The following is a 25,493-nucleotide window of genomic DNA, read 5'->3' on the forward strand; positions in this document are numbered from 1 at the left end:
GGTATTGATGTTAAATCAGCGGGTTAATACTGGAATAATTTCTATCGCATTTGCTGCTTGCGTAATCCTATTAGCGTTTCAGTCGACAGTATTAGCAAGCAAGATCGGTGAATTGCGCGTCGTCCGTTCAGACGGGAAGATAGTTACGTATTCATCACATGACCTTGCGAAGCTCCCGCAACATACGCTCACCACGCACACCGCATGGACTCCAGGTTCGCATGAATTTGCGGGCGTGCGCCTCGCCGATCTCCTGAAGGCTTCGGGTATCGAGCCCAAAGCAAAGGAATACTCGCATGTGATCGCATCGGCACTTAATGATTACGTCATAGATATACCGTTTGAGGATGTAGCAAAGTACAATGTGCTTGTGGCGACATCGATGGATGGGCAGCTCCTTACAGTTCGTGACAAGGGGCCGTACTGGCTGGTGTATCCCAGGGATCAGTTTGAAGAACTGAGAGATCCTCGGTTCGATAACCGCTGGGCATGGCAGCTCAAAGAGCTGAGAATGAAAACACGATGATCCGCAACAGGGGCTATATCGTTGCCACTTTTGCCATCGCGATTTTCGCGGTGATGTTGGTCTACGCTTTCCTGCAGCTCTATGCCGTTCACCGCACGCTTTCATCGACCACAGGTGAGAACATGCTGTGGAATGTTGCGCAGGCCGACAGAGCTGCTCGCAAGTTAACAGAGGTTCTTCTCACGGCGCCGGGAAAACCAGATGAAGCTCTACTATCTCTGCAATTTGACATCCTCTTTAGCCGTGTTCATCTCCTAAATGACAACCCACAATACTCATTTTACGTGGGGATTGATGGTCAGAAGCATCTCGAACAGATCGACCGAATTCTCGTAACGGCCCAGCAGGCGTTTGAGCGCGTGCCGCTTGATGCGAACGTTTTGTATGGACTTATTTCGCCGATATTCGATGAGCTCGATCGTCTCAGTAATAAAACAGTGATTGAACTACCCAGGCAATCAGGAAAGAAAATCGATAGGCAGCTCGAGACAATTTCATTGGTCATGACCTCTATTCTCGGGCTTCTTGCCTCCGGAGGCGCGTTATCCTGGCTTCTCGTAGCGAACATAAGAACCCTTAATAAGACGCAGTCCGAGTTGCTTGTCCATAAGGAGCAACTTGAAGATACGGTTTCAGTGCGAACGACGGCGCTTCGGGTGGCACTCGATAACGAGCGCCAGACAATTGCAATCTACAAGAATTTTCTGACAACAGTTTCGCATCAGTTTCGTACGCCAATAGCGGTTATTGACATGATAGCGCAACGGTTTGTGAAGTGGCCTGAAGACGTCACGCGCGCTGTTCTAGTCGAGCGCTCCCAACGCATACGAACAGCCGTAAAAAGACTGGGGCTGATCATCGAAAGTACGATCAACAATGACCGTATGACGGAAGGCGGACTGGAGCTATTGGTAACACGCGTGAACTTCGTCGAAATTGTTCAGAATGCCTGTTCTTACCATAGTGATATTTACCCGAGCCGATTGTTAAATGTGACACTTGGTTCAGGCCCCATGTATATTGAAGGCGATGCGACGCTTCTTGAGCAGATAGTGGTCAATCTGCTGTCTAATGCGGAGAAGTATTCTTCCGCATCAACTCCCGTGGATGTTTGGGTACGGATCAGCGGAGAACAGATTGTCTGTTCAGTGACAGATTTTGGTATTGGAATTCCGGAGTGGGATCTCCCAAAAATCTACGACCGTTTCTTTCGCGCCAGCAATGTTTCCCATTTAGAAGGAAGTGGCTTGGGTTTAAGTCTTTCCCACACGCTTGCACGCCTCCACGGCGGCACGATTCATTGCAGAACATCGAAAAGAGAGACCACTTTTGAATTAAAGCTTCCAATGGGCGGACTAGGCAATGGATAATCAATACACGATTTTTTGCGTCGAAGATGAAGCTGACATTCGTGCCGAACTTATCTTCGCCCTCAAGAAATACGGATTCAACGTGTTATCGGCGTCGAGCGGTGAAGAGGCGCTCAACTCACTAAGAACACTTCATCCCGATCTTATCCTTTGCGATATACTGATGCCGGGATTTGGCGGGCTCGAGCTGCTGAAGCGGGTGCGTGAGCAGCTTGCACACCTTTCATCAACGCCATTTCTTTTTCTCTCAGCTCTTGGTGACCGCACGCATATTCTTGACGGATTGAAACGCGGTGCGGATGATTATCTGACGAAGCCGATTGATTTCGAAGTGCTTGAAGCAAAAATTATGCGAAATCTCAACCTCGTTGAAAGAGCAAGAAACGCACCCAAGAAGCTCGTGGTCGCCCCTTCTCTCAAGCTTACGAAACGTGAAGTTGAGGTCTTGTCCCAATTTGCGCTCGGGCACACGAATGCCAAGGTCGCAGAGAATCTTGGCCTGTCAGAATATACGGTCGGCGACCACGCGAAATCTATATTTCGAAAATTGGAAGTGACGACGCGAACACAAGCAGTTCATGCTGCAATGTCTTATGGTTATATCTCCGTTAATTATAGTGGGAAAAACACTTCGAAGATTTCTAATTCGTAACATACCCCCTGATCGTGGGATTTCATCAACAATACCGCGATGATAGGCAATAGTCACAAAATAGATACTTCATCTATTCAGGAGGGGCTATTCCTGTGCGGTTTATTACTGCGTTAAAATTTGCGGTTGCGATTGGAGCAACTGCCACCTTGTTTTCTGCAACGGAATCGTTTGCTCAAAATACAATGTCGCCGGCTACAGACTGGACGGGTAATTATAGTTTTTCGTCTTCGACAGATCGAAACCTGCGGCTTTTGCAGGCCGATATGATCGAAAAGAGAGAGCAGGGCTATTATGAGTCGCTCGGGAAAACGACGCTCAACCAGACAATTACAAATCATACGACGACCAATAACAATATTGGCCAGAATACCAATGCGATCGGGTCGGTCAACAACACGACGACCAATATCGATCTCACAGGAAACAACAATAGCATAAACATCGATAGCAATTCCACGTCCAATGGCTGCCAGGATGGAAGTGTTAATATCGGTGAGTCCGGCACGATGTCATCGACTTCGGGCTGTCGATAGGAGCGGGTGATATTATGATATTCACGCGCACGATGACGGCGATTGGTTTTGCTCTGTCACTTTCAGCATGTACAGCGACCGCCATCACCCCACCAAAAATGAATGCGAAGTTGCTGGACGGGCCACCGATATCTGACATTGTTACTCCGTTTGACAGAGCTTTGACGTGCTTGAACGGACGCATCTCCAAGAATGTGATTTTTTCCGTTGGCGCGATTCTGGATCAAACTGGGAAGGAAAGCTTCACAGATGGTGGCGTGGGCAAGTTTGTGACGCAGGGTGCTGGTGACATGGTTCAATCAGCGCTTTTCAAGGCAGGAACGACGATTGTAAATCGTCGCGACCCGCGCGTGACCACGACGGAAATGGAATGGAAGATCCGCGACAACCGGCGAATTATTCCGACAAGCTATTATGTCACGGGCAGTATCAATAGCCTCGATTTTATTCCAGGAGGAGGTGTCGAGGCTGAAGTAGCAGGCGTTGGTGCGAAGTATCGCCAGAACAGAATGTTGGTTGGTATCGATCTGGCTCTCACCGATGCGGCAAGCGGGCGTATTGTTGCGAACGTCCCGATCCATAAGCAGATTTACGCCAGTGAGTACGGCGCAACTGCCGGACGCTTCTTTGGCGATACATTGGTGAACGCACAGATAGGTGGTCGTGAACGCGAGGCGCTGCATTTTGCGCTGCGTCAGATGCTTTATCTTGGCACATTTGAACTCCTCACACAGGTCATGGCAGCGCAGAACTATGCCGACTGTCGGTCACACATTGAGAAAATGCATGGCGATATAGAAGGTACCTCCACCGGCAAAGCTGTTGCAGCACTGGCGGAGAGAAAGGCGCAGGAGCCGCAATCGGGAAAGGATTTGCCGGCTGCCCCAACTGTTCCAACAGTAACCTCAACCGCCAATACGCCGACGGCTGAGAAGGACGTTCCGAACAATCTGCAGCAGAAGAGCCTGATGAAATGGGATGCTGCCAAAGGTGGGTGGGTTCCCGGAGACAGCGGCGCGGAAGCCTCTGGTTCTTGAGCACTTGTTCCTGCGAGGCGGGAAAACCGTGTGCACCCCAGCACATGACATTGAACGAAACCGGCAGGTGTGGGGGCTGCCATCGGGAGACGACAGATGAAGAAATTTCTAGTATCGACATCGACTGCAATGCTACTTTTGGGCGTTGGCACCGCATCCAACGCTCAAACACTCTCTGACACAATCGGACAGCCAGTCATTGATCAGATGCGCCAGTTCGAGAACGGCAACTGGATTAATCGTGCGGTTAACACCGGCGAAATCGACGGCTCGGTCAATATTATCGGAGTTCCGAACTTCGAGGCGACCCGTGAGATCAGCGGCTCGATCGACACCGGACTGTCAGCTGGGGTGGATCTTGAAGCCGTTTCGGTTGATATTACCAATCCGCTCGCAAGCGGCATTGAACTTGGTGTCGATGTGGATGCCCATTTGAAGGCAAATGTTTCTCTTGAAGAAACAGTTAAAATTGGTGGCGCCATTGTCAAGTCGACAGAAGTCATCAAGACGGTAGCAGCCGGTGCAGTCAATACGGGTCATATTGCGACCGCGGTGTCTGCTGCAAACACTTCGACCACAACTTCCATGGAAGTATCGCTGACGGATCTGAAGTATCTCGACGGTGAAGTATCTCAGGCATCGGCCTCAACCTCAAGCACTGCCGCAGAAGCGCTTGCTGCGGATGGTACATTCGCGTCTCTGGGCAATCTCAGTCTCGGTATCAACAACACGGTCGCAAGCTCGACCTCTGGTCCCGCGCTCGGCGTCTATGCCGTCAATGAAGCCTTTAATAATGCGGACATTAATGGTTCGGTCAATATCCTGAGCAATGGCACCGACCTTGCAGGTATCTCTACTGTCGCAGCAGGTGCTGTAAATACCGGAACGATATCGCTCGGCTTTGATGGCGCAGCCCTCAATAGTGCTCTTAACGGCGGTGGAAACTGAGTTAGCCCCTCGCACCGCTAAAAAGACTGCGACCAATGTTTCAGACTGGCCGTCCTGCCAGGCGAGGTGAGGGTCGCAGTCTCCTTCTCAGAAAGTACAGACCATGAAGAAAGCCCTGACAATTGGAATGCTGTTGAGTTCCGCTGTTCCAGTGTTTGCAGCTGATCCTGTTGTTCCTGACCCAATTTCTGCTCCACCTGTCTATCAGGCGCTGCCAATTTGGACGGGCCTTTACATCGGCGGACAAATTGGCTGGGCACGCGGGCAGTCTGCGCCTCATGTGCCCGTACGTTCGACGCCCACGCCGGTTGATCCATCAACCCCGATAGAACCAGAAATACCGGTTAACCCGACCTGTAGCCTCGGTGATTTTGCCTGGGCCACGGCTTCAACAAAAAACACTAAAGCAGTTGCTTTTGCCGATCCCTGCGAAGCCTGGGCAACAGGCTCGACGCCAAACACCAGTGCTGGTGTTAGCGTGACGCAGGACACAGTTGAGACGCTCTCCGCCGATCAGCCGCCCTCGCTTAGTTCCGACAGTTTTAATGCGCGAAGCATGGCAGCTGCAGGTGAGAGCACGCAAGCAGACGTGATCACCTATAGTTCGGGTGGTCGCCGCGACACCTTCATCGGGGGTGTACATATCGGCTATAACCATCAATTCGAAAACAATCTTGTGCTGGGAGCGGTCGCTGATATCAACTTTCTAAAGTGGGATCGCTTTGTCGATGCGAGATATCAGGCCCATAGCATGGAAATGCGCCAGTCACTCGACTATATCGGGACTGTCCGGGCAAAATTTGGTTACGCTGTTGATCGGCTTCTGGTTTTCGGAACAGGCGGTCTGGCATATGGTGGCGTCGAGAATGAATTCTCAATAGACGGATCATCCGTGGAAAACAAACGCAATGTTCGGTTTGGTTATAGTATCGGTGCTGGCGTAGACTACAAGGCCTTTGAGAATGTGAGCATTGGTGCGGAATATCTATTCACGGACCTTGGCAAAAAGTCGAACAACGAAGTGTTTAAGGACAATGTCAGTTTTCACAGTGTTTTCCTGAAGGCTTCGTATCACTTCAATTAAGTTCAGAGCGCAATAGGGGGACTGCGGACATAAATTACGCGTATAATCGCATCCACAGTCTCTCCATTTTTTGGGAGTCAAAGAGCAATGAGCGCATTGATGATCAATGTTCCCACGAAAGCTGTCGAGGAGAATGGTTATAGTGCCGAATGTGAGTTCGCACTCGAACCTTCCTTCTCTCGCCTGGTTATCGAGGCAAAAAAGGCAGGTTGGGATGAACTGCAAATCGCTCTGTCGATTATATCGCATTGCGAATTACTGATTTATGGGTCGGAGACAGAACGGACCCTGATATAGTTTCCACGCGATATATTAGCCGTCATTAACGTCTCTTAGCAGCAAAAACGACATTCGCTGCCCTGGGTCGGGCAGCGCGTTTAAGGCTGATTTTTCACATCTCATATTGCCGACAATCTGGTGGGCCAAACATTTGCGAGGCGCAGATGGCTTAACCCAGATCATGTGCGTTCATTCTTTATGAAAGTAGAAATTCTCTCAGCAATCATGATTGTCGGGAGATTCGTGTTCGCACAAGGTATAGAAGGCATGAGAGAGGCGTCACAAACGCGAAGTCCTTCGACGCCATGAACTTTGCCGGTTGAATCTGTGACAGCGTGGGCGTCGGTGACGGCCCCCATCCGACACGTCCCAGATGCATGCCATGTCCCTCCTACGTGCCGGCGTACGAAGTCTGTGAGCGCCTTATCGTCATGAAGCAACGATAGAATTTTTATTCCTGGTGTGACCAATGACTGTATGACAGCTCCACGTGCGGGGCCAGCGATGTCTAAGAGTGCAGCAAGGGCTCCTCGTTGCACCGCATTCCACAGGCTTGGCACGGCAACACGCGCGACGCGCGGCGTATAGCTCGATGGAAAGACGTTACATGCAAAATCGCGCATGTATTCGTCGGCAAGGATAGCAGCCCCTTTTCTGACTGCATCTTTCAATCTTAGAAGGTCTCGTTCATCGCTTAACATCCGGAAATCGACGTCAGGTTCAATGGTCTCGTCTTTGGACGAAAGTTTGATGCTACCTCGTGAGTAGGATTTATTCACCCAGAAGAACAAGCTTCCAATGCGGTGGCCGACACAATGCCAGCCCGAACGCGAAAGTATCGCTGCATGCATGTCACCCTTGGGTGTGGCAGGCAATTCGGAAGAGTATCGCCAGATTGCTTGTTCGTGATGTTCTTCAGGATATTTATTTCGCCCAGCTCTGTGTAAGTAAGCTGCAACCGCAATAGATGGATGCTCCATCAGGTTTTGCCCAACACCTTCAAGTGCATGAACGATCGGGATGCCCAACCCCATCAGATCAGTGCTGGGCCCCACACCTGAGCGCATCAGCAATGCAGGCGAATGAATTGCTCCTGAGGCAATGATCACTTGACTTGCCGTAATGACGAAGTCGGGGCTTTCCTGATCATTTGATTTGATAACAGCGCCTGTCGCGGTTCTATTGTCAAACAATATCCGGGACGCTGTGAAGCCGGTCATAATTTTCAAATTCAGGCGTCTTCGGACGTTGCTGTCGAGATATGCGATCGATGTTGGCAATCGTTCGCCCTGATCGCTGACGGCAACCGCTCCTCGAAAGGTTCCATCCCGCCATTCGCCGTTTTGATCGGCCCCGATTGGCCAACCCTTTTTGTCGAGCGTTTGCATCACACGTTTCACGAATGGCGAAATATGCATATCGTCAATGCGTCGGATGGAAATTGGGCCTTCTTGACCGTGGTTCTCATCAAAAAAGTCGCGATCAGATTCTATCTTACGGAAATAGGGAACACACTCGTCCCAGCTCCAACCCTTCGCACCCAGTTCGTGCCACTCATTGTAATCTTCAGGTGCACCACGATTGGCCATCAGCGCATTGATCGCAGATCCGCCGCCGAGAATTTTCGCTTGTTCGTAGCGGCGTAAGCCACGGCGGTCACCTTGCGGGAAGAACGTACCCATACGAGCCTGCAAGCCACTCCAGATGTTGCGGGTGTCGAGATAGGCCCGCCCTGGATAGCGGCTACGAATGGCTTCCGGCATATCGGCATGGGTGATGTCGCGTCCTGGTTCGATTAACACGACACGGTTTTTCGGATTTTCAGACAAGCGGGCAGCGAGAACGCAGCCTGCCGAACCTCCACCAAGAATAAGATAATCCGTGATCATATCGAGGCCTGCTTGCGGCGTTGCCGTCCGGCGCTCAGGGCTGCAAGCATCACGACGATGAACGAAACGGCAGTGAGCAGCGAACTGATCGATGCGATCGTTGGGTCGATCTCGTCACGTAGTGCTGTGAACATGCGTTTGGTAAGCGTTTGGTATTGTCCACCAGAAATGAAGAGCGATACGACGGTTTCATCAAGGGCAGAGATGAACGCGAAAAGCATGCCTGTTATGACGCTTGCTTTGATCTGTGGGAGGGTCACTGCAAAGAATGCACGGAAGCGGTTCATCCCCAGGCTTCGGGCAACCATCTCCTGTGTCGGGTCGAATTTCCGCAAGCCTACCAACACCGATGTTACAACATAGGGCAGCCCAAGCATCAGATTGGCGAGAATGAGGCCCGATAGCGTCGCGAGCATTCCGATCTTTGCATAGACAAAGAACACGCCCACGGCGGTGATGACGATGGGAACGACGAGGGGCAGCAATAAGACCACCTGGACGCTCCGCACCAGCTTTGAGGACGTAAGGTTCAGGGCATATGCTGCAGCCGTTCCGATGATTGTGGATAAAAGGGCGCTGCCGAGGGCGACGATTAAGCTCACTTTCGTGGCCTGCATCCACGCGGTGCTCGTCAAATAGCTTTCATACCATCGAAATGACCAGCTTGGTGGTGGAAACGCCAAAAATCTCGTACCAGAAAAAGACATTGGAACAATGATGAGGATAGGTAGGACGAGCCATACCAGAACCATCAAGACGACCGAGATGAGGATGATACGCGGGACTGACATGGCCTTACCTCGTTCCCATAATGCGTTCAAAGGGGATCAAAAGACTGGCTAGTCGGAAGATCAGAAACACGCAAATAAGTAGCACCACGCTGATTGAGGACGCGGCGCCCCACTCGTGATAAACTTCGATATTTCGCGAAACGAGCATTGAGACCATGTAAGTTCGGCCACCACCGAGTAATTCCGGCGTGATATAGAACCCAAGCGTCAGCACGAAGACCAGCACCATGCCGGCGATCATGCCTGGTAACGACAAGGGTAAGAAGACACGCGTGAATACATAGTAGGGTGTTCCACCAAGGCTTGAACCAGCCATTGAGAGTTCGTGCGGAATTTTCTGCATCGTCGCATAAAGCGGTAGCACCATGAATGGGAGCAGGATATGGATCGTGGCAACGACCGTGCCAAATTCATTATTCACCAGGAGCAGCGGAGCATCGATCAGGCCGAGCGACTTCATTGCGGAATTGACCAATCCGGTGCGTTGCAACAGGATCAACCACGCATAAGCGCGGACTAGAACGCTAGTCCAGAACGGCAGAATAACCATTGCCAGAATGATGATGCTCCATTTCTGGCTTACGGTCGCTGCAAGATAGGCTATCGGATAACCGAGCAAGACTGATACGATTGTGACAATGAATGCGATCTTGAAGGTTTGAAGAAATGTCATCCAGTAGACGTTATCAGTCAGAAAACGCTGATAGTGGACAACAGTAAATCCTCCGTCTTGCCATACCGACTGCCAGGCAAGCCAGAGAAGCGGTAGGATCAGCAACACAGTAACGACCGCAAGGGCTGGTGCCAGAAGAAAGACCATCAACCGCGTCTCTTTGCGTCGATGGATTTCACTTGGATTGAGTGTCGCGTTGCGCATCGATTTCACCGCCGAAATTTACGACATCCAATGAATGCCGAGGAAAAATAATAGTGCTCGCGCGATGCCTGGACGCGCGAGCATGGTCTGATTATTTCTGGATAAATTCGGCCCACCGCTTCTGAGCTTCTTCGCCGGCTTTCGAGCTCCACCATTGATCTGAAATCAGAACTTGCTTTTTTGCATTGTCTGGTGAACTTGGCATTTCAGCTGCCCGTTCAGGGCTAATTTTGCCGGTTGTATAAGCTGCAGGATTGGCTGGGCCGTAATCAATATAGGCCGGGAAGTTTGCTTGAATCTCAGGGTCCAGTGCCGCATTTATAAACTTTACACTGGTCTCCAAATTCGGAGCGCCCTTCAAGATACAGAGCGATGTATATTGCAAAAAGCCCTGATTGAATGTGTAACCAATGGGCAACCCTTCTTTGACCACAGCGGAAACACGACCGTTCCATGCCATTGTCATATCCACTTCGCCATCTGCAAGGAGTTGAGCGGATTGTGCGCCTGATGTCCACCAGACTGTGACAAAGGGCTTAATTTTCTCGAGTTTCTTGAACGCACGATCAACGTCAAGAGGATAAAGTTTATCGACAGGGACGCCGTCGGCGATCAATGCAGCTTCTAGCGTTGCCAATGGATGGTTACGCAAAGCGCGTGTGCCGGGAAACTTCTCGACATCCCAGAAATCGACCCAGGTTTGCGGAGGTGTGTCGCCAAATTTCTCTTTGTTGTAGGCGAGTACACTCGAATAAAACTCGTAGGCCACCGAATAAGGCGATTTGTACTCGACCGGCATGTCCTTGACGTTGGGAAGTTGAGAAAAATCCAGTTTCTCAATCATACCCTGCTCTCCGCCGCGGATACAATCTTTTGCCGGCGTGTCGATGACGTCCCAAACTGGTTTTCCGGTTTCGGTTTGCGTTTTTATCACCGGCCATGCATCGGGGGAGCTATCTTGATTGATCGTTATGCCAAGCTTTTCTGCGACGGGGTCGAGGATGGCTTTGGTCTGCGCTTCTTGATAAGCGCCGCCTTGTGAAACGAAAGTGATCTGATCGGCCGAAGCGTAGCCTGCCCCAAAAGAAAGGGCAGCTGAACACAGGAGGAATGCTGAAACGGTCATGCGCATTTTTGTTCTCCTCTAATGGGCGCAAGGCCCTTTTTATATTTGCCGGCTCGGTTGGATTACTGCTCCGGCGCGCAGCGTTTTACTGCCTCATCGCCCAATGGCGTCGAGGAACTGATACCAGCCTGCGACTAAGCGTACTGCTGGCGCGCGCAGACCATAAAATGGAATTGATTTAAGTGGCAGCTCCGTCAGTAATCCCAGATCGACCTTATGACCCGCGACCAATTGCGCGACATGTTTGCCAATATAGGACGACATCGCCACACCGGTGCCATTGTAACCAAGCGCATAGAAGAGTTTGTTGTCGAGCCGTCCGACATGGGGCAGGCTATCGAGAGTCATTGCGACCAAGCCAGACCATCGATGAGTTACTTTGACTGCTTCCAACACTGGAAACTGTTTGATCATGGCTTTTTGCAAAGCGGCGAAGGCAGATTCTGAATCGGATTTTCCAAATGCTCCGCGTCCGCCGTAAATGAGACGTTCTTCGGATTTTCTAAACCAGCGCATCATACGTCGTGTTTCAGTATAGCTGCGACCGTTTGTAAGCAAAGTCGCCGCTTCCGTGTTGGTGAGGGGCTCTGTCGCGATCATTGCGGAGCGAAAAGGAATAATTGATTTTTTAACGTGAGCCGTTGCCGATGTGAGATCGGAATAAGAATTGGTTGCGATAACCACCTTTTTTACGCGTAGCGTGGCTGTTGCTGTTTCAACAATCACCGCGTCTGTTTCGTTCCTGAAGCCTAAGACTGGTGTGTTTTCACAGATAGTCACACCTTCATTTGCAACGCCGCGCGCCAGTCCAAAGGCGAAGTTGAGAGGATGAATGACGCCTCCATGCGTGTTGAGCATAGCACCGACAAAGTCTTTCGATCCGGTCTCCTTTGCGACTTCGTCTGCAAACTGTATCGAGCAAGCATTGTCGCCTAACGCATCATTTAGCCAGGCGCACTCGGCTTTGAGCATGTCGAATGAGAGTTGGTTATGCGCACAACGTAAGGAGCCGGTAGGCCTATAATTGGCGCCTTCTATGTCATAATCGCGGGCAAGCTCTGCCACATGTTCGACGGCTTCAATTGCGACATCGTGCATACGACGTGCAACATCAATTCCAAACCGGCTGGCAATATCGCGATAAGCCAGCCGGAATTTTGCGGAAACGACGCCACCATTGCGCCCGCTTGCACCCCATCCGATGCGACTTGCTTCCAAAATGATTGTTGAAAGCCCCTGACGCGCCAGGTAGCGAGCCGTCGACAAGCCAGTATATCCACCGCCAACGATTGCGACATCATATTGAGCAGCGCCCGCGACTGCTGAAAACTGTGGGCGTTCTGCGGCCGTGGACTGCCACAGTGATCTGATATCGTCAAAGGGAGGTTGGGTCGCCATGATGAGGTGAAACTCCGCTGTTAGGCTGCGTTCGCAACTGAAGCGTCGTAAACTTCCGTGTCAACGGCATCTGCAAGCTGCTTGAGCGTCGAAAAATGGAAGTCGGGCTTTGTCACATCTTTTGGTGTAGGTGTGCCACCAAAGCCCTTTTGTCCCTGTCGGCGTTCGATCCAGCAAGTCGTATAGCCAAGTTCTTTTGCAATACCGATGTCGTGATACTGGCTCTGCGCGACATGCAAGATTTCCGAAGGTTTGAATCCGAAGGCCGACTGACGCCCTTTGTTAAATGCAAAGAAATTGGGATTTGGTTTGGCATAGCCAGTTTCATCACAGGTTACGCTATCGTGGAAAGGATTCTCCAATGTCTCCGAATAGGCTGAGAATGTGGTGCGATCGGCGTTGGTCATGGCAACTAGACGGAAATTTTTGCGCAATCTCTTGAGTGCAGCAACAGAGTCTTCGAACGCGGGGTGTTGGAGGATTGCAAATTGGAACAGCTCTGCAGCCGCTTGATCGTCAGCGAGATTGAGTTCAGACGCCATATGAAGATAGACATCCTTCATTGCAGAGGAGGAGCGGCCGTAAAACTTGTCGCGGCCGCGAATATAAGGGCCGAAAATTTCGTCGTCGGTTAGTTTTGCTGCTTTTTCGCCGCCGACTTTTCGCGTTGCATTCAGCACGCCGGTTTCGAAATCAATTAACGTTCCCACAACGTCAAAGGTCATCACTTTAAAGTCAGTGATCTTCATGGTCTTTTCCTCATAGTGCTTTGCATGGTGATTAGTTCACTTCAGGCACAATTACCGTGTCTTCGGGATGGAGTGCGATTTCGATAGCTTCGCCAGGCGCACGAAGTTGCGCGCGCCCAGCGTGGTTTGTTGGAAGGCGGAAACTGATAGTCTCGCCTGAAGCAAGCTGGATAAAAACGCGAATACTCTCGCCTTGATAAAGTGCCTCGACGACTTTGCCGTGTAGGCGATTAAGACCTTCCGGTTGCGTCGGTGATCCGCTCACGACCAGCTTTTCAGAGTGGAGGGCAAGAAACAGCTTATCGCCTGATGGTATCGGGTATGCTGATCGCAGCACCGTTCCCGCGAAGCGAACCGAATGATCGCCCTCACGCGAGACTGGCATAAGGGTGGCTTCGCCAATAAAGCTTGCAACGAAAGCGTCGACTGGTCGATCGTGCAACATTTCCGGTGTATCAATTTGGACAATCTTGCCTTTGTTCATGATGGCAACGCGATCGCTCATTGTCAGCGCTTCACGCTGATCATGAGTGACATAGACGATTGTCGCTTTGAGTTTACGATGGAGCTGTTTGAGTTCGATCTGCATGTTTTCCCGGAGCTGCTTGTCGAGCGCCGATAGGGGTTCGTCCATCAAAATGAGGCGAGGTTCGAAAATCATTGCACGGGCGAGTGCGACGCGCTGTCTTTGTCCGCCGGATAGTTCATGGATCTGACGATTTTCGAGCCCTGTCAGTTCGACCATGGCCAAAGCTTCGCGCAACTTCTCGGGCCAATAGGCTTTCGGAACACGGCGCGCCCGCAAAGGAAATGTGATATTATCGGACACATTCATATGCGGAAACAATGCATAGTTTTGAAAAACGATGCCAATGTCTCGCTTGTGAGGTGGCTCCAATGTAATATCGCGGTCGCCCAACCAGATTGATCCTGATGTGGGCTGCACAAAACCTCCCAGGATCCCCAAAAACGTTGTTTTTCCTGAACCGGAGGGCCCAAGAATAGAAATGAACTCGCCTGGTGCGACATCCAAACTGACGGAATCCAGTGCGCAAAAAGCACCATAGGTTTTCGTAGCGGATCGGATTGAAACTCCCACACTGATAGAATTCTTCGTTTCAGTCATCTGATTTCACTGACTAAATCCCGACGTCTCCACGCTGAAGTGGTCGCGCTCTGTTGCATGCAATGGAAAAGCGAAACAAGGAACGGAAGCGCATTCTCTGAAGCGTTTACCGGTACTAAATGTTTTGTTCCCCTGACGAAGATGGAGGATATTTTCCTCTCTTGGTTTGAGAGCAGAACAAATATCTGGGATTGGTGCAATTGAAAAAAGCTTGATGGGGTGTTACAAAATGTAATGACTACACTGCGACGCATTCTGCCCTCTATGAACGGACTTTTCACGTTGGAGTCTGCCGCGCGGCATGGAAACTTCTCCAAAGCGGCTCAAGAGCTCAACGTCACACCAGCAGCAATCAGCAGAATGATTGCGAGGTTGGAAGAGCATTTGGATGTGCAACTCTTTGTGCGCACGACGAACGGGGTCACACTGACCGAGTATGGGAGAATTCTAAATGAATCGATCCAACGAGGATTCGCCGGTATCGAACAGGCTCTTCGAGAAATCAGTGACCGAAAGCAGGGCGTACAGACAGTTACGTTATCCTTATCGACCGGTTTCACGACGCATTGGGTCATGCCGAGGATGGCATCTTTCAAGAAGGCGTTTCCGGGGATTGATCTGAGATTTGAGTTGATCATGGGGCCGCTGGCTGGACCTGTGAACGATGTTGATCTCGGAATGCGTTTTGTGAACGGCAGCGATGATAATCATGAAGCGACCTTTGTCATGCCGGAGATTTTAATGCCGATTTGCAGTCCGAGTTATCAAAGAGAACAAAGGGATGAAGATTCGGTACTTGATCAACCGGCCACAACCTTGATTAATCTTAGTGAGGCGCAACCAAACTGGCCCGACTTTTTCTTGCCTGCGCGAGGTCGAGGCACTCACGATGAAATGCTGTTCTCGGATTACGCAATTGTCGTGCAGGCGGCATTGCTGGGACAAGGTGTAGCGATCGGGTGGCTAAATGTCGTGGCCCACTGGCTGCGTACGCAAGCCTTGGTCCCAGCGCATAATCGGTTTTTGTCCACGCATCGTAAGTGCCATCTCGTACGTTTACGAGACCGGCCATTGCGTCCGATAGTGTCTGAGGTTCGCGATTGGCTTATTGCTGAGTTAATGGACGATATTGATGCAATTGTAGGGATGTATCCAGCTTTAGGGCTCGAGGATGCACTGGCGTCCGAGCAGTAGCTGATGTGGCTTTATCCCCAACCATGAGCAGAGAGACCATAAATCCATGGCTCGCCTGCTTTTTTGCTCAGAAAGGGCTTCCCCTTCGACATAGTGGTTACTGTTCCGAAGATTTTCAGCCGACATTGTGCGATAAATTGCGGGAACGGGCCGTCTTTCTCGCGTGTATCGACACGCGCAAACTCCCCTTTTAGTTCTTCAAGATGGCTCGCGGTCAAATGAATTGCATCCTCATCTCCATTTGCAACGATTGGGCCGATGACTTTCCCGCGCCCAAATTCCCGGCAAAACGAAAAGCCGACCAGTCGGCCATTGCGCATTAAACCGCTTATCGCAGCAGTACCGGCGATCAGCCTTAGTAAAGCACGGCGATCAACACCGAATGCACTGCTATCCAGTTGATTGATCTCATCAAAGTCATCCATTGAAAGATTAACAATTTCTCCTTCAAGAGGGGGCAGTTGCGGGAGTGTCAATGCGACTTCACCTTGGCATTGATAAACGGTCGCTTCGTCTGCGAAACCCATAGAAATATAGAGGCTATGGGCGGCAGGGGTCGCATTAAGGCTAAGATGGCGGCCCGCACAGCGCTCGAGGACTTGATCCATAAGCCAACGGCCGTTTCCCTGTGCCTGGTTGCGTGGCGATGTGATTACCATACCAATCGTGGCAAAATCATCGCCGTACGGGAACCACATCGCACTCCCGAACACGCGACCAATTCCATCAACCGCAACCAAACCTTGTCCGCTTTTCAACAACAGTTCCCAGTCTTTTGGGCGATGCGGCCAGCGAACGCCCATTGAAAGTCCATGAAGCAGATCGATTTGAACAGTGGTGATGTCTTGCGCAACAAGTTCGAACGATTTCAATCGCACTGAATTCTGCATATCCGTTTCCTACCCAAGCCCATCAGCAAAATATTCGGTTCTCGTCGAGCTGTCAGCGAAAACAATCTTCACCGAGCAACGTATTTTGTCGCATCATCTCACGTTCGAGCCAGCACGATTTGCTTGATGGGCAGACCAATTCGCAATCTTTGGCTGAACCTCCGCATTATTCGGCACGGAACACTTTTGGGATTTTTTATTCTTGTCGAAAGGCCAACGATCAGTTTTGCGTGGTTACAATGAACGTCGAAGATATTCTCACTGCTTTGATCGCTTTTCCCTCAATTGTAGGGACGCCCAATAGCGCTATCGTCGATTGGATCAGCGATTATGCAAAAGCTCATGGGGGAAGGGTCGACGTGTTGCCTGGCCCAGAAGGTGACAGGGCAAATCTATTCATAACTGTTGGCCCGCGCGAAAATGTCCCGGGCTATATTCTCTCTGGGCATATGGATGTTGTGCCGGCTGGAGAGGCTGATTGGCTTAGTGATCCTTTCAAACTTCATAAGAGCGGTACTAAGCTTTACGGGCGAGGTACCACCGACATGAAAGGTTTCCTGGCTGCAGCGCTTGCCGCACTTCCCAAGCTTGCATCCAGCGAATTGCAACGTCCGGTGCATCTCGCTTTCTCCTATGACGAAGAGGCAGGCTGTCGTGGAGTGCCGCATTTACTCGAAGCGCTTCCCGGTCTTTGTGCAAAGCCGCTTGGTGCCATAATTGGCGAACCGAGCGGAATGCGCGCGGTGCGCGCGCACAAAGGAAAAGCTGCAGCGCGCCTTGAAGTCATTGGTCGGTCTGGCCATTCGTCGCGCCCTGATCTGGGGTTAAATGCTGTCCACGCGATGGCAAATGTTATAGCACGAGCGATGATCTATGCTCGAACGCTTGAATCTGGACCCTTCGATAGCAGTTTTGAACCGCCTTACTCGTCGTTACAGTTTGGCGTTGTTTCAGGTGGGCAGGCCGTCAATATTATTCCGGATCGGTGCATCGCGGATGTTGAAGTGAGGGCTATATCAGGTTGCTCGCCCGTAGCATTGCTTGAACCGGTTCGGGAGGAATTGTTATCACTGCGTGCCCAGGGCTTTGAAGTTCACTGGCATGAGTTGAGTGCATATCCCGCCCTTTCTCTCCCAGAGACGAGCGACCTTGCGGGGTTACTCGTGGAGTTGACAGGGCAGGAGTGCAAGGGCGCGGTGAGCTATGGAACCGAAGCAGGGCTTTATCAGCAAGCAGGCATAGATGCGATTATCTGCGGTCCTGGTGAAATAGGACGGGCACATCGTCCGAACGAATATATCGAGATTGCAGAGTTGCATGCCTGTCAAACGATGATCGAAAAACTCGGTACCCGACTTACCGCATCAAACTGAATGGACGACTGGACCTAATGGCCTTTCTTTTCAATTCCGATCCCGCGCGAGGTTCTGTATTCCGCGAAGCTTTTTCGAAATCGCTTCCTGACCTCGAATTCTATATGTCAGGCGATGATATCGATCCTGACAAAATACGTTACCTGATTAGCTGGGTCGCTCCTGACGATATTGCGCGTTATCGCAATCTCGAAGTCTTATTCTCGATTGGTGCAGGTGTCGATCAGTTCAAGCCGGGAACTGTGCCGGAAGGCGTAAAACTTGTTCGCATGGTGGAAGATGGCATCATTCGCATGATGCAGGAATATGTCACACTTGGCGTTCTTACTCTGCATCGAGAAGCTATAGCCTACCGCCAGCAGCAAAATACCGGGCATTGGGCAGCGATTGCGACACCTCAGGCGTCTGAACGCAGCGTAGGCTTTCTTGGTCTCGGCATGTTGGCTGAAGCCGCAATCGAACGTCTGAAGCCATTTCAGTTTCCGCTTTCAGGATGGAGCCGCAGTCAGAAGGCTATCGAAGGCGTTACATGTTTCCACTCCGAGGCGCAATTTACAAGCTTCTTGGAGCAGACGGATATCCTCGTCACGCTCTTGCCGCTAACAGAACAAACCCGTGGAATGTTAAATTCGAGGCTTTTTTCTGCGCTGCCCAAGGGGGCTCGTCTGCTGCATTGTGGCCGCGGACCGCAGCTTGATCACCAAGCGCTGATTGAAGCGCTCGATAGTGGGCAGCTTTCTGCAGCCATGCTGGATGTAACTGATCCTGAGCCACTTCCCCAAGGTCATCCACTCTGGTCCCACCCCAAGGTGCTCATCACACCACATATTGCATCGGTCACTCAACCGCACACGGCAGCGAAATCCGTCATCGAGAATATCCTGCGCCACTGCGCTGGAGAAGAACCGATCGGTCTTATCGATCGAACACTGGGCTATTAACTCAAAGGGAATGTTATGACACTTCTGATCACAATCGATCCGAACCCAGATTTTGCACCCAAAGAAGCGCTTCCAACACCGGATCGCCTCATCTCGGGAAATCCGTCTTTTAAGACCTGGGCACAGGATGCCTCGAAGGGCGACAAGGTCTTGACTGGTGTGTGGGAAGCGACGCCGGGTGAAACCCATTCGATTAAGGGCACAATGCTTGAATTCTGCCACATACTCTCCGGGCTTGTCGAAATCGAGGAAAAAGACGGAGAAACCAAGACTTATCGCGCTGGCGATAGTTTTGTGATGAAGCCAGGTTTTGTGGGTGTGTGGCGTACGATCGAAACAGTCCGCAAAATCTACGTTTGTGTTTACGAGTAGAATTGGCATCCCGCAATAATTGACTGGGCGAAGTCTGTCTGGCGGGATTGAAAACCGCCAGATGGGCTATCCCCGATCAAAAATGCGGCGGGTGCAGCTCTATAGTCGTCTCAACAAAAATACGAGGTGCGCCATGACTTTGAGTTTCAATCCGGAAACCCTTGAACTTCCATTTTATCACTATATCGGTGGCGAGCGTGTTGACGCGGTAGGCGGTCTTGAAATGCGGAGGCCTTCTGATGGCGAAAACTATGGTGATTGCCCAATCGCAAACGTCGATCTCGTTGATCGTGCAGTACAGACGGCCAAAGCAGCCCTTCGATCCAGTGGATGGGCCGATGCCCGCCCGCGCGAGCGCTTGACTGCTATGCATCGCTGGGCCGATCTGATGGAACAAGAAGCTGTGACGTTGGCGCGTCTTGAGGCTGTTTCGTCAACTCGTCCTATCGCGCAGCTTATTGAAGGCGATATAGCCGTCACCGCCGAGCAAATTCGCTTTTTTGCCGAGTTTGCAGACAAGGAAGGCAGTGATGTCGTGCCAACCAGCGCGTCGACCTTCGGAATGACGCTGAGTGAACCTTACGGCGTAATCGGTGCTATAACACCTTGGAATTTTCCAATATCTATGTCTGGATGGAAGCTCGGGCCTGCATTGGCTGCGGGTAACGCCGTCGTCCTGAAGCCGTCGGAGATCACCCCATTTTCTACGCTCTATATGGCGGAGCTTGCTGTAAAAGCGGGGATCCCTGCAGGTCTAATTAACATTGTGCTCGGTGATGGCCCAACCACGGGTAATGCGATTACCGGTCATCCTGATATTTCTAAGGTCAGTTTCACCGGATCAACAGCTGCGGGCGCGGCAATTATGGAGAATATTGCTCGCTCCGGTATTAAACCGATGACACTAGAGCTCGGCGGAAAAAGCCCACAGGTGGTCTTTGCGGATGCTGACTTGAAGTTGACCGCCGCGGCAATCACACGTGGCATTCTCAGTAACGCCGGACAAGCATGCGTTGCTGGTTCGCGGCTGATTGTTGCGGAGGAAATTGCCGATGCATTGAGCGAAGCAATCGCCCGTCATATGGCCAATATTAAACCTGGTCCGACTTGGGACGAGAACACGCAATACTCACCGATTATTTCGGAGCGGCAGATTTGTCGTATTGACGAGATAGTGCAAAAAGCTGTTGGCCTTGGAGCAGAAAGCGTTGTCGGTGGGAAACGGATGGATCGTGAAGGATATTTCTACGAACCTACTCTCCTTCGCGGTGTTAGTGAGAGTTCTCCGGCGGTTACCGAAGAAATTTTTGGGCCTGTGCTGACTATTCAGACGTTCAAAGAAGAGAGCGAGGCGTTAGCGCTCGCTGATCATCCGACTTACGGATTGGCGGCAGGCTTATTTACGCGCGATCTATCTCGAGCCATTCGCGTTACGAAAGCATTGCAGGCCGGCACTATCTGGGTAAACCGCTATGGTCGATCCCGTGATCATATTTTACCGACCGGCGGATATAAAAGTTCGGGTATCGGCAAAGATCTTGGTCGTGATGCGTATCTTGCAAATCGCAAATTCAAAAGCGTGCTTATTGACCTATAAATATTTGTCTTAACGCGCATTTACTCCGAAAACTTCAGTTTTTTAAGAGTTGCGCTCTTAGGGGAACGAAAAATGACAACCTATTCAATTGCCCTGATCCCGGGGGATGGCATCGGGAAAAATGTGACCGGCGCAACCTGGGAGGTTTTGCAACAAGCCGCAAAGAGTAATGGCTTTGCGCTGGAAGGGACGAACTTCCCGTGGTCCTGCGAGTACTATCATGAAACCGGGGCAATGATGCCCGCAGACGGGATCGAAACGTTGCGTCAGTTTGATGCAATTTATCTTGGTGCTGTTGGCTGGCCTGCAGAAGTACCGGATTCGGTGTCGCTGCACGGACTTTTGCTACCGATCCGCAAGGCGTTTGTGCAATATGCCAATATTCGCCCACATCGTTTGCTCCCTGGGGTCACGGGCCCACTGCGCTCCGAAGGGTTTGACATCCTTTGCATCCGTGAAAATACGGAAGGCGAGTATTCTGGTGCTGGCGGAAGGGTTCACTCAGGTACAAAAGATGAAGTGGCCGTTGAAACTGCGATTTTCACCCGTACGGGTGTCGAGCGCATTATCCGTTTTGGTTTTGAGCAGGCGCGTTCGCGCCGCAAGAAACTGGCATCGGTAACCAAGTCCAACGCTCAGAAATATTCTATGGTTTTCTGGGACGAGGTGACCAAACAAGTCGCCCAGGATTATCCTGACGTAGAAGTTTCGCATTATCATATCGACGCTATGGCCGCGCGCATGGTTATGGCACCCGATAGCCTTGATGTGATTGTGGCATCAAACCTCTTTGGTGACATTCTAACCGATCTTGGAGCTGCTATTCAGGGTGGGCTTGGATATGCGGCATCAGCCAACATTAATCCAGATCGCACAGCACCTTCGATGTTTGAGCCGGTTCATGGCTCTGCACCTGACATCGCTCATCTTGGAATAGCCAATCCGATCGCTGCGATCTGGTCTGGTGCGATGATGCTTGATCACCTTGGTGAGCATCAAGCTGCAAAAGATGTGATAACGGCAATTGAAGCTGCAACGGCTCAGGGTATTGGAACTGTTGCTGGTAAAGACAAGACGGACGCGATTACGCAAGCCGTGCTTACGGCCCTGACATAAAGAGGTATTCATGTACAGGTTGAACGATCAGGCGCTTTTTCGCCAACAGGGTCTAATTGGTGGTGTCTGGCAGGATGCAACGTCTGGTGCAACAGTCGATGTTACCAACCCAGCAAGCCTTGGCAGTTTGGGGACAATCCCTGACATGGGCGGAAAAGAGACTCGCGCGGCAATCGATGCCGCGGCAAACGCTTTCAACTTATGGGTAAAGAAGCCCAACGCCGAACGCGCCGCGCTGTTGGAACGCTGGTTTGCACTGATGGTAGAGCACGAGCAAGATCTTGCCCTTCTACTGACATTGGAACAGGGCAAACCCCTCAATGAGGCATTAGGCGAGATCCGTTATGGCGCTTCATTCGTCAAATGGTTTGCTGAAGAAGCACGCCGCATCGACGGGGGCAGCATTCCTTCGCCAACGCCAGACCGTCGTATTCTGGTTCTCAAGGAGGCGGTCGGTGTATGCGCGATTATTACGCCGTGGAATTTCCCCAACGCGATGATCACTCGCAAGGTTGCTCCGGCCTTGGCTGCAGGATGCACGGTTGTCATTAAACCTTCAGAGTTTACGCCGTTTTCGGCACTGGCGCTCGGCGTTCTGGCCGAGAGAGCAGGCATACCGGCTGGCGTGATAAATATTGTCACTGGCATGCCCACGGAAATCGGTAATGAACTGATGGCGAATGAAACTGTTCGCAAGATTTCCTTTACCGGATCAACGCGTGTTGGTTCGCTACTTATGAAAGGTGCCGCTGACAGCATCAAGCGCTTGAGCCTTGAGCTCGGGGGCAATGCGCCGTTCATTGTGTTTGACGATGCTGACGTCGACCAGGCAGTGGAAGGTGCTATAGCGTCAAAATTCCGTAACGGCGGCCAGACCTGCGTCTGCTCGAACCGTATTCTGGTTCAGTCTGGAATTTACGAAGCATTTGCTCTTAAACTTTCAGCCCGTGTTGCGAAGATGAAAGTGGGTGTTGGAACTGATGAAGGGGTGGCAATTGGTCCTATGATCAATCATGCGGCGATTGAAAAGATTGAACGCCATGTGAGCGATGCGCTTGGGCGCGGTGCAAAGATCCTTGCACAAAGCGAAAGCATGCCCGAAGGCCGCCAATATGCCCGTCCCATTGTTTTAGGTGACGCTACAACTGACATGTTGCTTGCAACGGAAGAAACGTTCGGACCTGTTGCGCCGCTGTTCCGATTTGAGACCGAAGAGGAAGCGATCGACATAGCCAATGCAACGCCATATGGTCTCGCTGCATATTTCTTTACGGAGAATCTGAAGCGGTCATGGCGTGTTGCGGAGGCACTGGAATTCGGCATGATCGGCCTTAATACCGGCCTCATCTCGACGGAGGTTGCACCGTTTGGCGGTGTCAAGCAGTCGGGGCTTGGCCGCGAAGGCTCCAAAATGGGCATAGATGAATATCTGGAAGTGAAAGCTCTGCATGTCGGTGGACTTTGAGCAAAATCAAAAGGGCGGTCAGGCCGCCCTTTTTTGTATCTCAATTTACTGGAACTTATCGAGCATTTTGTAATAAAATCCGACAAGCGGCAAAAACCATGGTTTACCGGAGTAGCCCGGAATAGTTGGCCATTCCAAGCCGGAAAATGGGTTTTTGTCCCCGCGTCCCAGAATTGCATCGGCTAGATAGATTCCCATCTGCGTTGACATTTGTGCGCCGTGTCCCGAATAGCCCATTGCGTACCAGATGCCGTCCGCGAACCCTGCGCGGGGATAGCGATCCTGTGTCATGTCGACCAGTCCACCCCAACAATAATCGATCTCGACATTGGCCATATGTGGAAAAATCTTAACGAGACTTTCGCGTAAAATGGAACCGCTTTTGTTATCGGATCGCTGATCCGATGTGGTTGAAAAACGCGCGCGGCCGCCAAAAATCATGCGGTTGTCGGGGGCAAGGCGGAAATAATTTCCAATATTCATCGACGTCACATAGGTGCGATTGCCAGGCATTGTGGCGGCGATCTCGTTGTGTGTCAGTGGTCGGGTGGCAATGATGAAACTGCCTACCGGGATGATACGCTTGCGGAAATAGGAGAAACTGTTTGTCGTATATGCACCTGTTGCCAAAATGACAGTGTCGGCGGTAACTTTCCCGCGCGAGGTAACGATCTGATGGATGGTGCCGATTTTTGTTCGTTCGTGAACTGTTGTATTCTCAAATATGCTGGCACCGTGCCGCGCTGCAGCCGCAGCCAAACCAGTCACGTAGCGACCCATATGCATCATGGCGCTTTTCGTGGAAAGCATCGCACCATGAAAATGATCTGATCCGACTTCCCCTGAAAGTTGATCACGGCGCAGTAAGGCCGTGTCGGGATCAACTTCGGCATGGATTGCTTCAAAGTTGCGCTTCAACCCTTCGAAATGTGAAGGTTTTGAAGCTAACTTTAGCTTGCCCGCGCGCCTGAAAGAACAGTCAATATTTTCTTCAGTGACTATACGTTCGATTGTATCAACAGAACTGTCGAAGGCTTTATAGAGCGCTTTAGCCCTTTCCGGACCAAGGTGCTGTTTTGCTGCGACGAAACTGTGGGCAAGACCGTTGTTGAGATGCCCCCCGTTGCGGCCTGATGCGCCTGATCCAACAAGCCCCGTTTCAAAAACCGCAACATTGCTGCCCGCTTTGGCAAGATGCAATGCTGCGGAGAGCCCCGTAAAACCACCGCCGATGATGACGACATCATAATGCCCTTCGGGCGGGTTCTTTATCGAAGCGGTGAAGGGGGGCGTTGTATCGTGCCAATAAGGCTTGAATTGCATCTTGATTGGTCCTGAAAAGGTGCATCCCGAAAGTCGTCGAACGTTTTTCGGGATGCACGTCAAACGACGAACTACAGTCCAACGACACCGGCCAGACCGGAAATATCTTTGATTTCGGTATAGCCGTAATAGGGATTTGCAGGCTCGTGACCTCGATTAACCCATACTTTGTTCTTGATCCCGAGATCATGCGCCGACATCAGATCGTAGCGGAACGACGATGAGACGTGCAGAATGTCTTCCGGATTGGCGTTGAGCTGATCGAGCATATATTCGAATGCCTTGAAACGAGGCTTATAGGCCTGCGCCTGCTGAGCTGTGTAAACGGCATGGAATGGTGCGCCCAGCTTATCAACATTGTGGTGAATTTGCTCGTTCATAGCGTTCGAGAGAATAACAAGCGGAATTTCTTTGGCCACCTTAGCGAGACCCGCCGGCACATCCGCATGGGGACCCCAACTTGGCACGCGTTCATATACTGTGCGCGCGTCTTCGGGCTTGAAGGCTACATTGTTCTTCTTGCAGGTGCGTTCGATCGCGTTGTGAACGACTTCATTATATGGCTTCCAGTCTCCGAGAATTTCATCCAGACGATAGGCTGCAAAATTGCTGATAAACTGTTGCATCTGCTCATCATTAAGCTGTTCGCTATAAAGATCGCGTGCAGCTTCTGCCATCTGAAAGTTGGTCAGTGTTCCGTAGCAATCGAAGGTGATGTATTTTGGTCTGAACTGGGCCATGAATTGTTCCTTCTGAGGCTTGCAGGCACTGCTGTGCCATTGCCTTACATCATAATGAGCGCAGAATAGACTAATCACTGCATTCATATACGTG

Annotated in this window: 24 protein-coding genes; 14 read left to right on the forward strand and 10 right to left on the reverse strand. The window is 51.2% G+C overall.

Annotated features, from left to right (window positions below; genetic code table 11):
- The first annotated feature begins 7 nt into the window (after positions 1–7).
- From KMS41_24935 to KMS41_24965, 7 genes are all read left to right on the forward strand, one after another.
- The gene (locus tag KMS41_24935; GenBank protein QWK81724.1) at positions 8–526 is read left to right on the forward strand and encodes a molybdopterin-dependent oxidoreductase; all 519 of its coding nucleotides are present in this window, start codon (positions 8–10) and stop codon (positions 524–526) included.
- Positions 490–1,896, forward strand: coding sequence for a HAMP domain-containing histidine kinase (locus tag KMS41_24940; GenBank protein ID QWK81725.1), 1,407 nt, complete (start codon positions 490–492; stop codon positions 1,894–1,896). The genes KMS41_24935 and KMS41_24940 overlap by 37 nt, the downstream gene beginning before the upstream one ends.
- A complete protein-coding gene (locus tag KMS41_24945) occupies positions 1,889–2,548 on the forward strand; it encodes a response regulator transcription factor (GenBank protein QWK81726.1) in 660 nt (219 codons plus the stop codon). Before KMS41_24940 ends, KMS41_24945 begins: the two co-directional genes overlap by 8 nt.
- A 266-nt stretch (positions 2,549–2,814) precedes the next feature.
- Complete coding sequence (locus KMS41_24950; GenBank protein ID QWK81727.1) at positions 2,815–3,084, forward strand: hypothetical protein; 270 nt, start codon at positions 2,815–2,817, stop codon at positions 3,082–3,084.
- A gap of 14 nt (positions 3,085–3,098) precedes the next feature.
- A complete protein-coding gene (locus KMS41_24955) occupies positions 3,099–4,121 on the forward strand; it encodes a hypothetical protein (GenBank protein QWK81728.1) in 1,023 nt (340 codons plus the stop codon).
- A gap of 96 nt (positions 4,122–4,217) precedes the next feature.
- Positions 4,218–5,069 carry a hypothetical protein gene (locus KMS41_24960; protein ID QWK81729.1) on the forward strand — a complete coding sequence of 284 codons (852 nt, stop codon included), beginning with the start codon at positions 4,218–4,220 and terminating at the stop codon, positions 5,067–5,069.
- A 103-nt stretch (positions 5,070–5,172) separates the two neighbouring features.
- Positions 5,173–6,153, forward strand: coding sequence for a porin family protein (locus tag KMS41_24965; GenBank protein ID QWK81730.1), 981 nt, complete (start codon positions 5,173–5,175; stop codon positions 6,151–6,153).
- A gap of 458 nt (positions 6,154–6,611) precedes the next feature.
- On the opposite strand, the gene KMS41_24970 is transcribed toward KMS41_24965, so the two are convergent.
- From KMS41_24970 to KMS41_25000, 7 genes are all read right to left on the reverse strand, one after another.
- Positions 6,612–8,321: a GMC family oxidoreductase N-terminal domain-containing protein gene (locus KMS41_24970; protein QWK81731.1), complete on the reverse strand. Its 1,710-nt coding sequence runs from the start codon at positions 8,319–8,321 to the stop codon at positions 6,612–6,614.
- The gene (locus KMS41_24975) at positions 8,318–9,112 is read right to left on the reverse strand and encodes an ABC transporter permease (GenBank protein QWK81732.1); all 795 of its coding nucleotides are present in this window, start codon (positions 9,110–9,112) and stop codon (positions 8,318–8,320) included. The genes KMS41_24970 and KMS41_24975 overlap by 4 nt, the downstream gene beginning before the upstream one ends.
- 4 nt (positions 9,113–9,116) lie before the next feature.
- The gene (locus tag KMS41_24980) at positions 9,117–9,989 is read right to left on the reverse strand and encodes an ABC transporter permease (GenBank protein QWK81733.1); all 873 of its coding nucleotides are present in this window, start codon (positions 9,987–9,989) and stop codon (positions 9,117–9,119) included.
- A 91-nt stretch (positions 9,990–10,080) separates the two neighbouring features.
- On the reverse strand, positions 10,081–11,121 hold the full coding sequence (locus tag KMS41_24985; protein ID QWK81734.1) for an ABC transporter substrate-binding protein: 1,041 nt from the start codon (positions 11,119–11,121) through the stop codon (positions 10,081–10,083).
- A gap of 87 nt (positions 11,122–11,208) precedes the next feature.
- The gene (locus tag KMS41_24990) at positions 11,209–12,513 is read right to left on the reverse strand and encodes an FAD-binding oxidoreductase (protein ID QWK81735.1); all 1,305 of its coding nucleotides are present in this window, start codon (positions 12,511–12,513) and stop codon (positions 11,209–11,211) included.
- Between the two features lie 20 nt (positions 12,514–12,533).
- Complete coding sequence (locus KMS41_24995; protein ID QWK81736.1) at positions 12,534–13,262, reverse strand: HAD-IA family hydrolase; 729 nt, start codon at positions 13,260–13,262, stop codon at positions 12,534–12,536.
- A gap of 31 nt (positions 13,263–13,293) precedes the next feature.
- On the reverse strand, positions 13,294–14,388 hold the full coding sequence (locus tag KMS41_25000; protein QWK81737.1) for an ABC transporter ATP-binding protein: 1,095 nt from the start codon (positions 14,386–14,388) through the stop codon (positions 13,294–13,296).
- A gap of 234 nt (positions 14,389–14,622) precedes the next feature.
- Between KMS41_25000 and KMS41_25005 the strand changes: the two genes are divergently transcribed.
- The gene (locus KMS41_25005) at positions 14,623–15,582 is read left to right on the forward strand and encodes a LysR family transcriptional regulator (protein QWK81738.1); all 960 of its coding nucleotides are present in this window, start codon (positions 14,623–14,625) and stop codon (positions 15,580–15,582) included.
- An 11-nt stretch (positions 15,583–15,593) separates the two neighbouring features.
- Here KMS41_25005 and KMS41_25010 read toward each other — a convergent pair whose 3' ends face one another.
- A complete protein-coding gene (locus KMS41_25010; protein QWK81739.1) occupies positions 15,594–16,472 on the reverse strand; it encodes a GNAT family N-acetyltransferase in 879 nt (292 codons plus the stop codon).
- 239 nt (positions 16,473–16,711) lie between these two features.
- On the opposite strand from KMS41_25010, the gene argE reads away from it, so the two are divergent.
- The 6 genes from argE (at position 16,712) to KMS41_25040 (ending at position 23,336) form a co-directional block, all read left to right on the forward strand.
- On the forward strand, positions 16,712–17,845 hold the full coding sequence (argE, locus tag KMS41_25015; GenBank protein QWK81740.1) for an acetylornithine deacetylase: 1,134 nt from the start codon (positions 16,712–16,714) through the stop codon (positions 17,843–17,845).
- 17 nt (positions 17,846–17,862) lie between these two features.
- On the forward strand, positions 17,863–18,786 hold the full coding sequence (locus KMS41_25020) for a glyoxylate/hydroxypyruvate reductase A (GenBank protein QWK81741.1): 924 nt from the start codon (positions 17,863–17,865) through the stop codon (positions 18,784–18,786).
- 15 nt (positions 18,787–18,801) lie between these two features.
- A complete protein-coding gene (locus KMS41_25025) occupies positions 18,802–19,158 on the forward strand; it encodes a cupin domain-containing protein (GenBank protein QWK81742.1) in 357 nt (118 codons plus the stop codon).
- A gap of 133 nt (positions 19,159–19,291) precedes the next feature.
- On the forward strand, positions 19,292–20,755 hold the full coding sequence (locus KMS41_25030; GenBank protein ID QWK81743.1) for an aldehyde dehydrogenase family protein: 1,464 nt from the start codon (positions 19,292–19,294) through the stop codon (positions 20,753–20,755).
- Positions 20,756–20,827: 72 nt separating this feature from the next.
- Positions 20,828–21,871: a tartrate dehydrogenase gene (locus KMS41_25035; GenBank protein QWK81744.1), complete on the forward strand. Its 1,044-nt coding sequence runs from the start codon at positions 20,828–20,830 to the stop codon at positions 21,869–21,871.
- A gap of 10 nt (positions 21,872–21,881) precedes the next feature.
- A complete protein-coding gene (locus KMS41_25040) occupies positions 21,882–23,336 on the forward strand; it encodes an NAD-dependent succinate-semialdehyde dehydrogenase (protein ID QWK81745.1) in 1,455 nt (484 codons plus the stop codon).
- A 45-nt stretch (positions 23,337–23,381) separates the two neighbouring features.
- Here KMS41_25040 and KMS41_25045 read toward each other — a convergent pair whose 3' ends face one another.
- Both KMS41_25045 and KMS41_25050 read right to left on the reverse strand, forming a co-directional pair.
- A complete protein-coding gene (locus KMS41_25045) occupies positions 23,382–24,659 on the reverse strand; it encodes an FAD-binding oxidoreductase (GenBank protein ID QWK81746.1) in 1,278 nt (425 codons plus the stop codon).
- 71 nt (positions 24,660–24,730) lie between these two features.
- Positions 24,731–25,399, reverse strand: a complete 669-nt coding sequence (locus tag KMS41_25050) for a haloacid dehalogenase type II (GenBank protein QWK81747.1) — start codon at positions 25,397–25,399, stop codon at positions 24,731–24,733.
- Between the last annotated feature and the right edge of the window lie 94 nt (positions 25,400–25,493).

Origin of the sequence: Ochrobactrum sp. BTU1, assembly GCA_018798825.1 — a bacterium.
Lineage (GTDB): Bacteria > Pseudomonadota > Alphaproteobacteria > Rhizobiales > Rhizobiaceae > Brucella.

Coding starts and splice junctions, on each gene's coding strand:
- KMS41_24995 (QWK81736.1), bottom strand. CDS start 13,262: ATGAAGATCACTGACTTTAAAGTGATGACCTTTGACGTTGTGGGAACG.
- KMS41_25040 (QWK81745.1), top strand. CDS start 21,882: ATGTACAGGTTGAACGATCAGGCGCTTTTTCGCCAACAGGGTCTAATT.
- KMS41_24935 (QWK81724.1), top strand. CDS start 8: ATGTTAAATCAGCGGGTTAATACTGGAATAATTTCTATCGCATTTGCT.
- KMS41_24975 (QWK81732.1), bottom strand. CDS start 9,112: ATGTCAGTCCCGCGTATCATCCTCATCTCGGTCGTCTTGATGGTTCTG.
- KMS41_25045 (QWK81746.1), bottom strand. CDS start 24,659: ATGCAATTCAAGCCTTATTGGCACGATACAACGCCCCCCTTCACCGCT.
- KMS41_24965 (QWK81730.1), top strand. CDS start 5,173: ATGAAGAAAGCCCTGACAATTGGAATGCTGTTGAGTTCCGCTGTTCCA.
- KMS41_25025 (QWK81742.1), top strand. CDS start 18,802: ATGACACTTCTGATCACAATCGATCCGAACCCAGATTTTGCACCCAAA.
- KMS41_25030 (QWK81743.1), top strand. CDS start 19,292: ATGACTTTGAGTTTCAATCCGGAAACCCTTGAACTTCCATTTTATCAC.
- KMS41_24950 (QWK81727.1), top strand. CDS start 2,815: ATGATCGAAAAGAGAGAGCAGGGCTATTATGAGTCGCTCGGGAAAACG.
- argE (QWK81740.1), top strand. CDS start 16,712: ATGAACGTCGAAGATATTCTCACTGCTTTGATCGCTTTTCCCTCAATT.
- KMS41_24960 (QWK81729.1), top strand. CDS start 4,218: ATGAAGAAATTTCTAGTATCGACATCGACTGCAATGCTACTTTTGGGC.
- KMS41_25010 (QWK81739.1), bottom strand. CDS start 16,472: ATGCAGAATTCAGTGCGATTGAAATCGTTCGAACTTGTTGCGCAAGAC.
- KMS41_24990 (QWK81735.1), bottom strand. CDS start 12,513: ATGGCGACCCAACCTCCCTTTGACGATATCAGATCACTGTGGCAGTCC.
- KMS41_25020 (QWK81741.1), top strand. CDS start 17,863: ATGGCCTTTCTTTTCAATTCCGATCCCGCGCGAGGTTCTGTATTCCGC.
- KMS41_25035 (QWK81744.1), top strand. CDS start 20,828: ATGACAACCTATTCAATTGCCCTGATCCCGGGGGATGGCATCGGGAAA.
- KMS41_24980 (QWK81733.1), bottom strand. CDS start 9,989: ATGCGCAACGCGACACTCAATCCAAGTGAAATCCATCGACGCAAAGAG.
- KMS41_24970 (QWK81731.1), bottom strand. CDS start 8,321: ATGATCACGGATTATCTTATTCTTGGTGGAGGTTCGGCAGGCTGCGTT.
- KMS41_25000 (QWK81737.1), bottom strand. CDS start 14,388: ATGACTGAAACGAAGAATTCTATCAGTGTGGGAGTTTCAATCCGATCC.
- KMS41_25050 (QWK81747.1), bottom strand. CDS start 25,399: ATGGCCCAGTTCAGACCAAAATACATCACCTTCGATTGCTACGGAACA.
- KMS41_24985 (QWK81734.1), bottom strand. CDS start 11,121: ATGCGCATGACCGTTTCAGCATTCCTCCTGTGTTCAGCTGCCCTTTCT.
- KMS41_25005 (QWK81738.1), top strand. CDS start 14,623: ATGACTACACTGCGACGCATTCTGCCCTCTATGAACGGACTTTTCACG.
- KMS41_24955 (QWK81728.1), top strand. CDS start 3,099: ATGATATTCACGCGCACGATGACGGCGATTGGTTTTGCTCTGTCACTT.
- KMS41_24945 (QWK81726.1), top strand. CDS start 1,889: ATGGATAATCAATACACGATTTTTTGCGTCGAAGATGAAGCTGACATT.
- KMS41_24940 (QWK81725.1), top strand. CDS start 490: ATGGCAGCTCAAAGAGCTGAGAATGAAAACACGATGATCCGCAACAGG.